Annotated in this window: 9 protein-coding genes and 1 tRNA gene; 8 read left to right on the top strand and 2 right to left on the bottom strand. The window is 70.2% G+C overall.

The features are described from left to right. Positions 1-48: 48 nt before the first annotated feature. Positions 49-1,587 (top strand): PucR family transcriptional regulator, encoded by a 1,539-nt coding sequence (locus BIU98_RS15575; protein ID WP_071278557.1) that lies wholly within the window; start codon positions 49-51, stop codon positions 1,585-1,587. A gap of 58 nt (positions 1,588-1,645) precedes the next feature. Here BIU98_RS15575 and BIU98_RS15570 read toward each other — a convergent pair whose 3' ends face one another. Beyond that, positions 1,646-2,638: an NAD(P)-dependent oxidoreductase gene (locus BIU98_RS15570; protein WP_071278556.1), complete on the bottom strand. Its 993-nt coding sequence runs from the start codon at positions 2,636-2,638 to the stop codon at positions 1,646-1,648. Positions 2,639-2,799: 161 nt separating this feature from the next. Next, positions 2,800-2,886 (bottom strand) — tRNA-Leu (locus BIU98_RS15565). An 85-nt stretch (positions 2,887-2,971) separates the two neighbouring features. Here BIU98_RS15565 and BIU98_RS15560 point away from each other — a divergent pair. The 7 genes from BIU98_RS15560 to pknB all read left to right on the top strand — a co-directional run bounded on the left by BIU98_RS15560 (position 2,972) and on the right by pknB (position 12,130). Continuing rightward, a complete protein-coding gene (locus tag BIU98_RS15560; RefSeq protein WP_071278555.1) occupies positions 2,972-3,649 on the top strand; it encodes a DUF3662 and FHA domain-containing protein in 678 nt (225 codons plus the stop codon). After that, positions 3,646-4,209, top strand: a complete 564-nt coding sequence (locus tag BIU98_RS15555) for an FHA domain-containing protein (RefSeq protein WP_071278553.1) — start codon at positions 3,646-3,648, stop codon at positions 4,207-4,209. Before BIU98_RS15560 ends, BIU98_RS15555 begins: the two co-directional genes overlap by 4 nt. Before the next feature lie 6 nt (positions 4,210-4,215). After that, complete coding sequence (locus tag BIU98_RS15550) at positions 4,216-5,586, top strand: Stp1/IreP family PP2C-type Ser/Thr phosphatase (RefSeq protein ID WP_071278551.1); 1,371 nt, start codon at positions 4,216-4,218, stop codon at positions 5,584-5,586. Continuing rightward, positions 5,583-7,022 carry an FtsW/RodA/SpoVE family cell cycle protein gene (locus BIU98_RS15545; protein WP_071278548.1) on the top strand — a complete coding sequence of 480 codons (1,440 nt, stop codon included), beginning with the start codon at positions 5,583-5,585 and terminating at the stop codon, positions 7,020-7,022. The genes BIU98_RS15550 and BIU98_RS15545 overlap by 4 nt, the downstream gene beginning before the upstream one ends. Then, on the top strand, positions 7,019-8,473 hold the full coding sequence (locus BIU98_RS15540; RefSeq protein ID WP_071278546.1) for a penicillin-binding protein 2: 1,455 nt from the start codon (positions 7,019-7,021) through the stop codon (positions 8,471-8,473). The genes BIU98_RS15545 and BIU98_RS15540 overlap by 4 nt, the downstream gene beginning before the upstream one ends. Beyond that, positions 8,470-10,209 (top strand): serine/threonine-protein kinase, encoded by a 1,740-nt coding sequence (locus tag BIU98_RS15535; protein WP_071278543.1) that lies wholly within the window; start codon positions 8,470-8,472, stop codon positions 10,207-10,209. The genes BIU98_RS15540 and BIU98_RS15535 overlap by 4 nt, the downstream gene beginning before the upstream one ends. A gap of 118 nt (positions 10,210-10,327) precedes the next feature. Continuing rightward, on the top strand, positions 10,328-12,130 hold the full coding sequence (gene pknB / locus BIU98_RS15530) for a Stk1 family PASTA domain-containing Ser/Thr kinase (protein ID WP_302847982.1): 1,803 nt from the start codon (positions 10,328-10,330) through the stop codon (positions 12,128-12,130). Positions 12,131-12,178: the final 48 nt, after the last annotated feature.

The raw sequence follows: 12,178 nt of genomic DNA, 5'->3' as shown, positions 1-12,178 counted from the left end.
GTGTCCATCACCCTGCCCGAAGTTCGACACCGCGGATACAGTGACGACATGTCCGCGACGCTGCGTTCCCTGCTCGACCGCCGCGACCTCCGGCTTCGACTGCTCACACCGACCGATGACCCCGCCGCCCTCGACACCCCGGTGTCGTGGCTGCACAGCTCCGACCTCCCCGACCCCACCCCGTTCCTGACCCCAGGGCAGGCGCTCCTGACCACCGGCACCCAGTTCGGCGCCGACCCCGAGGTCCCGTCCGACCCCGTGGACGCCTACGTCGAACGGCTCAGCGCCCGCGGCGTCGTCGCCCTCGGCTTCGGTACCGAGGTCGTCCGCGCCGGCACCCCTGACCCCCTCGTCGCCGCGTGCCGTGCCCGGGGGCTCCCGCTGTTCGAGGTGCCGTACGAGACCTCGTTCATCCAGGTCGCTCAGGCCAACGCCGACGCCGTCGCCCGTGACGCGAACGCCAGGCGCGACTGGTCCGTCGCCGCGCAGCGTGCCGTGTCACACGCCGCGATGCGCCCGGATGGCCTCGGCGCCACGATCGCCGAACTCTCCCGCCAGCTCGACTGCTGGGTCGGCCTGCTCGACGTGTCGGGTCGGCTCGACCGTTCCTTCCCCACCCGGGGCATCACCGAGGACGAGCAGCACCAGCTGCAGGCGGAGAGCGTCCGCCTGCTGCGGGGCGGACAGCGGGCGAGCCTCCCGGTCCGCACCGCCACCGGGCGGTTCACCCTGCAGACGCTCGGGTCCGGTGGCCACCTCAGCGGCGTCCTCGCCATCGCGACGAGCGTCCTCGACCAGCCAGGGCGCGAGGTCGTGACCGCCGTCATCGCCCTGGCCGGGCTCGCCCTGCAGCAGAACCGCGAACTCGCCCGCGCCCGGGGACTCCTCCGCACCGGGCTCCTGACGATGCTGTCCTCGGGCGACCCCACGGTCGTGGAGACCACCGCCCGGCAGCTCTGGGGACCCCTGCCGGCCGAACCGGTCCGGGTCGCGGCCCTCGACGTCGCCGACGAGCAGGTCGACCGGGTCGTCGACCTGCTCGAGCTCTGGGTGCAGGACCGTCCAGGACACTGCTTCTTCGCGGTCGATGACGCCCTGTTCGTCTGCGTCAGTGCCGACGACACCGGCCCCGTCGACCGACTCGTCGAGCAGCACGACCTGCACGCGGGCCTGTCGGACGGTGTCCCCTACGCCGACTTCGCGCGGGCCAGGGCCCAGGCGGTCCAGGCACTCGGCCGCAGCCGCGAGGGCCGCGTCGGCATCGTCGAGTTCGGCGACCTCGCGCGCGAGGGCGTCCTCGCCCACCTCGCCCACACCGAGGCCGGACCGATCGCCCGCGCCTTCCTCGCACCCCTCGTCGACCACGACGCCGACGCCGGCACCGACCTGACCCGCACGGTCCGGACCTGGCTCGAACAGGACTGCGAGTACGACCGCACCGCCCGGGTCCTCGGCGTCCACCGGCACACGGCCCGCGCCCGCGTCGAACACGCCGGCCGTCTGCTCGGTCGGGACCTCGGCCTGTTCGCGACGCGCGCCGACGTCTGGGCGGCGTTCGTGGCGCTGCCGGCAGGCACTCGTTGGTGAAGGATCGCGCCGAACCTTCACCAACGCCCTGGCGTTGGTGAAGGTTGTCGCCGAACCTTCACCAACGCCCCGGCGTGGTGAAGGACGTGGCGACCTCGAGCTCGCCGTGCTCGACGAGCCAGCGGACGGCCTCCTCGACGGTCTCCCCCGCGGTGTGCTGCGGCTCGTACCCGAGCAGGCGGCGTGCCTTGTCGATGCTGAAGACCTGACTCCGGGACAGGTGGTCCCAGCTGGCCTGCGCCGCGTCCTGGTCGGTGGTCTCGCGGAACCGGTCGAACGGGACGGACTCGAGCCGGGCCTCCTGGCCGAACCAGGACGCCGCGAGCGAGGCGTACCCACGGACGTTCAGCGCGTCCTGGGCCACCACCGTGAAGTCCTCACCGGCGGCGGCGTCCCGGTGCTCGACCGCGAGCTGGAAGGCCTGGGCGACGTCGTCGGCGTGCACGTGCGCCATCGTCTCCGCGCCGATCCCGGGGATCGCGAGCGACTCCCCGGCGGACAGCGTGCGGAGCACGCCAGGGTCGAGGTTGCCGACCGGACCGATCGGCATCCAGCCGGGACCGCTGATGTGGCCGGGGTGGAGTGACGTCGTCACGACACCACCATCGGCGGTTTCCTGCTTGAGCATCCGGGCGATCCGGTCCTTCTCGACGCCGTACTCGCCGACGGGCGCCGTGCCGTTCTCCTCGGTGATCGGCAGCACCGAGCTCGGACCCGCGCGCCAGATGGAGCCGCAGTGGACCAGGTGCACGCCGGTGCCGCGCAGCCGCTCGACGAGCGCGACGGCCGACTCGAGCGTGAAGCACACCAGGTCGACGACCACGTCCGGACGCAGTCCGACGACCCGCTCGCCGAAGGTGCCGTCGCGGTCCTCCTGCTCGCGGTCGGCGACGACCTGCTCGACCTGTTCCCACTCCGGGGCGTCGACGTAGGCCGACCGTGTCCCACGACTGACGTTGACGACGTCGTGTCCGGCGCGGACGAGCCGCGGGATGAGGAAGGTGCCGATGTGTCCGGTGCCGCCGATGACGACCACGCGCTGAGGGCTCATGCGGCCACCGTAGGCCGAAGGGGTCGGCGGGGCGCCCGGGAACGGAGCGCTTGTGGACGGATCGCCGGGACGGCGCCCCTGTGGAGACACGCCCCGGGGAACGACGGAGGCCCCTCGAACGACGAAGGCCCCGATCTCTCGATCGGGGCCTTCGTCTTGCCTGGTGCGCGAGGGGGGACTTGAACCCCCACGCCGTTTCCAGCACACGGACCTGAACCGTGCGCGTCTACCAATTCCGCCACTCGCGCCAGCCATGGAACACTACCACGCACAGACTGCCCCAGCTGACGCCGACTACCATGCAGAGGTCATCGACCGAGAACGTGGGAGCCCATGGGACTGCTGGACAGCTTCGAGCGGGGACTGGAACGCGCCGTCAACGGGACGTTCGCCAAGACCTTCCGCTCCGGCGTGCAGCCGGTCGAGATCTCCAGCGCGCTCCGACGCGAGCTCGACACCAAGGCCGCCGTCGTCTCCCGTGACCGGATCCTCGTGCCCAACGAGTTCAGCGTGCGGCTCGCACCGCCGGACTTCACGCGCATGAACGACGTCGGCCGCCCCCTGATCGACGAACTCACGCAGATGGTGCAGCAGCACGCGGTGGCGCAGAACTACTCGTTCTCCGGCCCCGTCACCATCCGGCTCCAGCAGGACGGCACCCTGTCCACCGGGATCCTGCAGATCGACGCCACGACCGTGCAGCGCGACGTCGCCTGGGTCGCCGTGCTCGACATCGGCTCGCAGCGGCACAAGCTGCAGCGCGGACGCACCGTCATCGGCCGCGGCACGGACGCCGACATCACCGTCGCCGACACCGGGACCAGCCGGAAGCACGTCGAGATCGTGTGGGACGGCAAGCGCGCCCAGGCGAACGACCTCGGCTCCACGAACGGCTCGAAACTGAACGGCAGCCGCTTCGACCAGGCGATCGTGGAGCCGGACTCCACCATCGAGATCGGTCGTACCCGTATGGTGTTCCGGGTGATCCCTGAGAACGGAGGTGCGCGATGACCACTGGACTGACCCTGCTCGTCCTGCGCTTCGCGTTCCTCGCGGTGCTCTGGCTGTTCGTCTTCGTCATCGTCTTCGCGCTGCGCAGCGACCTCTTCGGCCAGCGCGTCCGGACGATCCCCACGGACCCGAAGGGCGCTCCCTCCGGCCCGACGACACCGACCATCCCCGCCAGCGGCGCCGCCTCGGCGGCCGGCGGTGGGGCCGGCGCGTTCACGGAGCTGATCGACCAGAGCCGAGCGGGAGGCCCGGGGCCCTCCGCCACGGACGTCGCCACCCGACTGGTCATCACCGAGGGCGCGCGTGAGGGCATGGAGATGCCCCTCGGCCGCGGACCCATCACGGTCGGCCGGTCCAGCGAGAGCAACGTCGTCATCCGCGACGACTACACCTCCACCAACCACGCGCGACTCGAACTGCAGTCGTCCGGATGGGTCGTCATCGACCTCGAGTCCACGAACGGCACCTTCGTCAACGGGCAGAAGGTGACCTCCCCGGTCACCGTGGCCGAGCGCACGCCGATCACCATCGGGACGACCACGTTCGAGCTGCGGCGGTAGCCCGGGATGACCGCTCGTACGCTGAGCGCCGCTGTGTCCCACGTCGGGCGCATCCGCGCCAACAACCAGGACTCCGGCTACGCGGGAGCGCACCTGTTCGCGGTCGCGGACGGCATGGGCGGTCATGCGGGCGGCGACGTCGCCTCGGCCATCGCCATCCGCCGCATCCGTGAGGTCGACCGAGAGTTCCCCTCCGCGCACGACGCCGAGTTCGCCCTGCAGTCGGCACTGATCGCCGCGAACCAGCTCATCACCGAGACCGTGTTCGAGCACCAGGAGCTCACGGGCATGGGCACCACGGTGAGCGCCATGATCCGCGTGGGCGACCAGCTCGCGATCGCCCACATCGGCGACTCCCGGATCTACCGCCACCGCGACGGCGAACTGCAGCAGATCACGTCGGACCACACCTTCGTTCAGCGCCTCGTCGACAGCGGACGCATCACCCCCGAGGAAGCGGCGGTGCACCCGCGTCGTTCCGTGCTGATGCGCGTGCTCGGCGACGTCGACGCGGCACCAGAGGTCGACACCGCGATCATGGACATCCGGCCCGGCGACCGCTGGTTGCTCTGCTCGGACGGGCTGTCCTCGTACCTCGCCGAGGAACGCATCCGCCATGCGCTGGCGTCGAACATGGACGCCAACCAGGTCACGCAGCGGCTCGTCAAGGAGACGCTCGACCACGGCGCCCCGGACAACGTGACCGTCGTCGTGATGGACGTCACCGACACCGTCCCGACCGAGGACGACGACGACGCGGCCACCACGGTCGGGTCGGCTGCGGCACCGCTCACCTTCGAGGCGTCGACCGGCCGCAAGCCGATCCGCCTCCCCACGATCCTGCTGCACCCGCTCAAGGTCACCACCGCCCCCGAGGACTCGCACTTCGAGCCCGAGAGCGACCAGTACTTCGCCGAGCTCATCGCCGAGGACCGTCGCCGCCGTGTGCGTCGCCGGATCACCTGGACCATCGCGCTCGTGCTCGCCGTCGCCGCCCTCGTCGGGGCCGTGTTCCTCGGCTGGCGCATCGTGCAGGACCACTACTACGTCGGTTCCGACCGGGGCCAGGTCGCGATCTACAAGGGCGTGCAGCAGCAGATCGGCCCGCTCGCACTGTCCGACGTCTACGAGGACTCCGGCGTCGAGGTCTCCGACCTGCCGCCGTACACCCGCGAGAACGTCCGCTCGACGATCAACGCGCAGTCGCTCTCCGACGCCCGTGCGATCGTCGACCGGCTGCGGACCGCAGCGCGGACCGGGCAGGACCAGTCCGGCACGGGCGGCTCCGGTGGATCGCCGTCCCCGACGCCGAGCCCGAGCTCCACGAGGTCGCCGTCGCCCTCGCCGTCCCCGAGCGCCACGAGGGGTTCACGATGACCGCCACCGCGCAGCAGTCCTTCACGCAGGCGATCACGATCAAGCTCCGCGAGCCAGCACGCGCTCGCAACCTCGAGCTCGCGCTGCTCGTCATCGCCTGTGGCATCTGCGCCGGAGCGATGGTGCTCGTGCAGCTCGGCACGAAGGGCCGGCTGTTCGACACCTCGGTGCTGTGGGCCGGCGGCTCGATCCTCGGGCTGGCACTCGTCATGCACGTGGTCCTGCGGATCGTCGCGAAGAACGCCGACCCGTTCATCCTGCCCGTCGCACTCGTGCTCAACGGCATCGGCATCGCCGAGATCTACCGCATCGACATCCACGACGGCCACCTCGGCTGGACGTCCTTCGGCCTCAAGCAGATCGTCTGGACCGTCCTCGCGATGGTCCTGGCGATCGTCACCCTGGTCCTCGTCCGGAACCACCGGTTCCTGCAGCGGTACCGGTACATCTTCATGTTCCTGACGATCGCGCTGCTCCTGCTGCCGATCCTCCCCGGCATCGGCCAGAACATCGGCGGTGCCCGCGTCTGGATCAAGGTCGGGCCGTTCTCGTTCCAGCCGGGCGAGCTCGCGAAGATCACGATGGCGCTGTTCTTCGCCGGGTACCTCGTGACCGCACGGGACAGCCTGTCGATCGTCGGCAAGCGGTTCCTCGGCATGACGTTCCCCCGTGCCCGCGACCTCGGCCCGATCCTCATCGTGTGGGGCGTCGCGATGGGCGTGCTGGTGTTCCAGCGTGACCTCGGCACCGCGCTGCTGTACTTCGGCCTGTTCCTCGTGATGGTCTACGTCGCCACCGCCCGGCTCAGCTGGGTCGTCATCGGCCTCGTGCTGTTCGTCGGCGGTGCCCTCGTCGCGGCGAACGTGCTCGAGTACGTCCACGGACGCTTCGAGCAGTGGTTGAACCCCTTCGACAACGCCGTCTACAACGCCCCGACGCAGGCCAGCTTCCAGCTCGTCAACGGGCTGTTCGGCTTCGCCAACGGCGGCATCACCGGCACCGGCCTCGGTCAGGGCCGCCCCTACATCACGCCGGTCGCCCGGGCGGACTACATCATCGCGTCACTCGGCGAGGAGCTCGGTCTGATCGGGGTCTTCGCGATCCTGGCGCTCTTCATCGTGCTCGTCTCCCGGGGCATCCGCGTCGGCTTCATGGCGCAGGACGACTTCGGCAAGCTCCTCGGCATCGGCTTCGGGTTCACCATCGCCCTGCAGGTCTTCGTCGTCGTCGGCGGGATCACCCGGATCATCCCGGTGACCGGCCTGACGACCCCGTTCATGGCCGCCGGTGGTTCGTCCCTGGTGGCGAACTGGATCATCGCGGCGATGCTGCTGCGACTGACCGACTCCATCCCCGCGGAACAGCGCGTCCTGTCCGGTCGTGGTGACGCGATCGGCCGGACGGCTCGCGGGCGCAGCAGGAAGGCGCGTCGATGAACCGGCAGCTCCGCGGCGTCTCCACGATCGTCGTGCTCATGTTCGTGGCCCTCTTCGTGTCGACGACCTCGATCCAGTTCTTCGCGGCTGATTCGCTCCGGGCCGACCCCCGCAACTCCCGCACGATCCAGGACAGCTACTCGACCAAGCGCGGTGCGATCCTCGTCAACGGCACGCCCATCGCCGAGTCGACGGCCGTGGACGACCAGTACCGGTACCAGCGGAAGTACGCCGACGGTGCGCTGTACTCCGCCGTGACGGGGTACTTCACCATCGGCCAGGGCAACACCGGCATCGAGGGCGCGGAGAACACCGTCCTGTCCGGCAACTCGGACGACTCGTTCTTCCAGAACCTCAACTCGATCCTCACCGGGCAGGACGTCCAGGGCGACAACGTCAACCTGACGATCGACCCCGACGTCCAGCGAGCTGCCTACGACGCCCTCGGCGCCAACAGCGGCGCCGTGGTGGCGATCCAGCCGAAGACCGGCAAGATCCTCGCGATGGTGTCGAAGCCCGAGTACGACCCGAACTCGCTGACCTCCCACGACACCAAGGCCGTCAAGGCGCAGTACGACGCCCTCCTGGCGCAGACGCCGACGCCGCTGCAGAACCGCGCGATCGGCGGCGACCTCTACACGCCGGGATCGGTCTTCAAGCTCATCGTCGCGTCCGCCGCACTCAAGGGCGGCAAGTACGACCTCGACTCCGAGTTCCCGAACCCGTCGCGCCTGCAGCTGCCCGGCACGAACAGCTACATCAACAACGCCGAGGGCGGCTCGTGCGGCGGCGGCGACACCGTCAAGCTCCGCGTCGCCATCCAGAACTCGTGCAACATCCCGTTCGCGGAGCTCGGCCAGAAGCTCGGCTACGAGACGATCAAGGCGACAGCGGACGACTACGGCTTCGGCGACGCGATCGACGTCCCGATGCGTGCCACCGCGAGCCAGTACCCCGACGTCGACTCGACGGCCCAGCTCATGCTGAGCTCCTTCGGCCAGGCCAGCGTCCGCGTGTCCCCGCTGCAGATCGCGATGGTCTCCGCGGGCATCGCCAACGGCGGGAACGTCATGCAGCCGTCGCTCATCGACTCGATCACCACGAGCGACCTGAAGACCGTGCAGTCCTTCTCGCCGAAGCAGTACAGCAGCCCGTTGTCGAACTCCGAGGCCGCTGACCTGACCGAGGCGATGCAGAGCGTCGTCAACGCGGGGACCGGAACCAATGCGAAGATCGACGGGGTCGACGTCGCCGGCAAGACCGGAACGGCCGAGGGCGGGACGGGTGACCCCTACACGCTGTGGTTCACCGGGTTCGCGCCCGCGAAGGACCCGGAGGTCGCCGTGGCGGTCGTCGTCGGGAACGGCGGCGGGCTCGGACAGTCCGGCGTCGGCAACACGGTCGCGGCCCCGATCGCGAAGAACGTCATGGAGGCGGTGCTGAACAAATGAGACCCACCAGCGGACTCACCTTCGGTGGGCGGTACCAACTCTCGTCCCGGGTCGCCATCGGCGGCATGGGAGAGGTCTGGCAGGCGACCGACCTCGTCATCGGACGGACCGTCGCCCTCAAGATCCTCAAGGACGAGTACCTCGGCGACCCCGGGTTCCTCGAGCGCTTCCGTGCCGAGGCCCGGCACGCCGCGCTCGTGAACCACGAGGGCATCGCCAACGTCTTCGACTACGGCGAGGAGGACGGCAGCGCCTACCTCGTGATGGAGCTCGTCCCCGGCGAGGCCCTCTCGACGATGATCGAGCGCGAGCACACCCTGCCCGTCGACAAGGTCCTCGACATCGTCGCGCAGACCGCGAACGCACTGCAGGCCGCACACGCGGTCGGCCTCGTCCACCGCGACATCAAGCCGGGCAACCTGCTGATCACGCCGGACGGCCGCGTCAAGATCACCGACTTCGGCATCGCCCGCATCGCCGACCAGGTCCCGCTCACCGCGACCGGCCAGGTCATGGGCACCGTCCAGTACCTCTCGCCGGAACAGGCGAGCGGACACCCGGCGTCGCCGTCGACCGACATCTACTCGCTCGGGATCGTCGCGTACGAGTGCCTGGCGGGTCGTCGTCCCTTCACGGGTGAGTCGCAGGTCGCGATCGCGATGGCGCACATCAACGAGCAGCCGCCCGCGCTCCCCGGGGACGTCCCCGAGCCGGTCGCCGCGCTCGTGATCTCCTGCATCGCGAAGAAGCCGGCCGACCGTCCGGCGACGGCCGCCAACCTGGCCCGTGCGGCCCAGGCGCTCCGTCGTGGAGACGTCGCCGCGGCCACCGTCGCGGTCCCCGCCCTCGGCGGCGCCGGCACGGTCGCGTTCAACCCGCCCCGGGGCAACGACGCTGCGACCGCCCTCATCGGCACCCAGGCCGGCAGCACCGTCGGCGGCGGTCCGCGCACGCCGAGCTCGCCGGTCACCGACGAGGACGACTCCCCGAAGAAGCGCCGCGCGTGGATCTGGTGGGTCGTGGCCCTCGGGGTGATCATCATCGCGGGAGCCGTCATAGCCGCGTTCGCCTTCGCCAACCAGGCCGACGAGCCGACGCCGAGCCCCTCCAGGAGCAGCGCGGCCCCGAAACCGACGCGGACGTCCACGCCCTCCCCGACGCAGGAGCGGCTGTTCGTCAACCAGAGCGACTACGTCGGACGCAGCACCACCGAGGCCCAGGCCGCGCTGCGGAACCTCGGGTTCGAGGTCACCGTCGAGGACGGCGACGCCGCGCCGAGTGCCGACCAGGCCAACACCGTGCAGTCGATCACGCCGACGGGGAGCGTCGCCGAGGGGACGCTCATCACCCTGCGCAGCTACACCGCGCCGCCGACGGTGAACAAGCCGAACACGCCGAGCGCCGGCCCGGTGTCGAGCGACGGTGCCGTGACCTTCACCTGGACCGACGCCACCTGCCCCACCGGCTACACGGTGAAGGAGTACGCGTGGAGCGTCACAGGCGGCAAGGACAGCTCGGGTGCGACGTCCGGCACGACCTCGTCGAAGGCCGTTGACGTGCAGGCCGACGCCGCTGGACAGGCCGTCTCGTTCGTCTACAACGTGACCTGCGGCAACCTCACCGCGTCGGAGAACTCGGACCCCGCCTCCGCCACGTGGGAGGCACCCGTCGAGACCGAGACCCCGTCGCCGGACCCGACCCCCAGCGCCACCGACGGGCCGCAGGACTCGCTCTGATCCTGACCGCAGGGCCGTCCACACCGTTCCGGTAACGGTTGCCCGGACGGCCCTCCGGCCAGCGTCTCGTCAGGGACCCCTGTCGTACACTTGCCCGGACGGACATTCGGAGGAGTACGTGCCTGAAGGTGTGACCGCGGGGATCACCCTCCTCGCCAACCGCTACGAGATCGGCGACGTGATCGGCCGTGGCGGCATGGCCACGGTGCACGTCGGGCAGGACACGCGACTCGGCCGTCGTGTGGCCGTCAAGCTCCTGAAGCCGAGCCTGGCGAACGACCCGGCCTTCCGCACGCGGTTCCGTCAGGAAGCCCAGGCAGCGGCGCGCATGGCGCACCCGACGATCGTCCGCGTGTACGACGCCGGCGAAGAGACCGTCACCGAGAACTCCGGCGCCGAGGTCCAGGTCCCCTTCATCGTCATGGAGCACGTCGAGGGCCGACCGCTCAGCGAGATCATCGCCGAGGGGCCCGTCGAACAGGCCGAAGCCGTCCGCATCACCAGCGGCATCCTCACCGCGCTCGAGTACTCCCACCGCGCCGGCGTCGTCCACCGGGACATCAAGCCCGCCAACGTCATGGTCACCACCACCGGCCAGGTCAAGGTCATGGACTTCGGCATCGCCCGCGCCATCACCGACACCTCGGCCACGGTCGCGCAGACCACGTCCATCCTCGGCACCGCGTCGTACTTCTCGCCGGAGCAGGCACGCGGGGAGACCGTCGACGCCCGCACGGACCTGTACTCCACCGGCGTCGTCCTGTTCGAGCTGCTCACGGGCCGCCCGCCGTTCCTCGGGGACTCGCCCGTCGCCGTCGCCTACCAGCACGTCAGCGAGCAGCCCGTCCCCCCGTCGACGATCACGCCGGTGGTGTCCCCGGCGATCGACGCCGTGACCCTGCACGCCCTGGTGAAGGACCGCACGCGTCGGTTCCAGAACGCGGCTGAGTTCCGCCGTGACCTCGAACAGGCGGCAGCGGGCCAGGTGCCGGCGTCGACGAAGAAGCTCCAGCAGCAGCACGCCAACGACGCCTCCACGATGCTCTTCGGGGTCAACCCGCGCACCACCACGAACTCCGAGGTCGCCTTCCGCGAGCTCGACGACACGCAGGAGCACCGTCCCCAGCGCACGCAGAACCGTCCGCCGGTCGCGTGGATCTGGGTGGGCATCCTGCTGACGATCGCGGTCATCACGGGCGTCGGCTTCTGGGTGGCGAACCTGCAGCCCGGCCAGGCTCCGGTGTCGTCGTCGGTGAACGTCCCGAACGTGGTCGGCGCCAGCTGGACCTCGGCGTCCGGCGCGCTCAAGCAGCGCGACCTCAAGCCGATGCGGGTCGAGGAGAACTCCGACGACGTGTCGCGTGGGTCGGTCATCCGCACCGAGCCCGGCTCCGGCACACCGGTCGCCCGGCAGCAGGACATCCGTGTCGTGGTCTCCCTCGGACCGCAGCAGATCGCGGTGCCCGACGTCGCGAACAAGGCGCAGGACGACGCCGAGCAGTCCCTGAAGGCCGCCGGCTTCGCGATCGGGTCGATCACGTCCGACTACTCCACCACCGTCCCCGACGGAACGGTCCTGGGCTCCGATCCCGCCTCGGGGTCGAACCACACCAAGGGCACGGTCGTGAACCTGACGGTGTCGAACGGGCTCGTACAGCTCCCGGACGTGCTGCAGCAGCCCTTCGAGACCGCCAACGCGACCCTCGCCGGACTGGGCCTCACCGTGCAGCCGCAGCCGACGTACTCGTGCACCGGCAGCACCGTGACGCAGCAGAGCGCGCCGTCGGGTGACGTCGCCCAGGGCAGCACGGTCACGCTCACCTACTGCGCCGCCTCCGACCGACCCACCGCCCCGCCGGCACCGACGAACGACTCGGGTGACGACCAGGGCGACGACGACGGTGGTGACGGCGGCAACTGAGCCGTCTCGCCATCGCGCGGAACCAGCCCACCACCGGACTGGAGGCTC

This window comes from Curtobacterium sp. MMLR14_010 (assembly GCF_001865015.1).
Classification (GTDB): Bacteria; Actinomycetota; Actinomycetes; order Actinomycetales; family Microbacteriaceae; genus Curtobacterium.
The sequence above is the reverse complement of the archived record's forward strand: the minus strand, read 5'-3'. Positions and strand labels throughout refer to the sequence as shown.

What these genes read in the sequence shown, in the direction of transcription:
- BIU98_RS15545 (WP_071278548.1), top strand. Translation starts at nt 5,583, where the DNA reads ATGACCGCCACCGCGCAGCAGTCCTTCACGCAGGCGATCACGATCAAG.
- BIU98_RS15555 (WP_071278553.1), top strand. Translation starts at nt 3,646, where the DNA reads ATGACCACTGGACTGACCCTGCTCGTCCTGCGCTTCGCGTTCCTCGCG.
- BIU98_RS15540 (WP_071278546.1), top strand. Translation starts at nt 7,019, where the DNA reads ATGAACCGGCAGCTCCGCGGCGTCTCCACGATCGTCGTGCTCATGTTC.
- BIU98_RS15570 (WP_071278556.1), bottom strand. Translation starts at nt 2,638, where the DNA reads ATGAGCCCTCAGCGCGTGGTCGTCATCGGCGGCACCGGACACATCGGC.
- BIU98_RS15560 (WP_071278555.1), top strand. Translation starts at nt 2,972, where the DNA reads ATGGGACTGCTGGACAGCTTCGAGCGGGGACTGGAACGCGCCGTCAAC.
- BIU98_RS15550 (WP_071278551.1), top strand. Translation starts at nt 4,216, where the DNA reads ATGACCGCTCGTACGCTGAGCGCCGCTGTGTCCCACGTCGGGCGCATC.
- BIU98_RS15535 (WP_071278543.1), top strand. Translation starts at nt 8,470, where the DNA reads ATGAGACCCACCAGCGGACTCACCTTCGGTGGGCGGTACCAACTCTCG.
- BIU98_RS15575 (WP_071278557.1), top strand. Translation starts at nt 49, where the DNA reads ATGTCCGCGACGCTGCGTTCCCTGCTCGACCGCCGCGACCTCCGGCTT.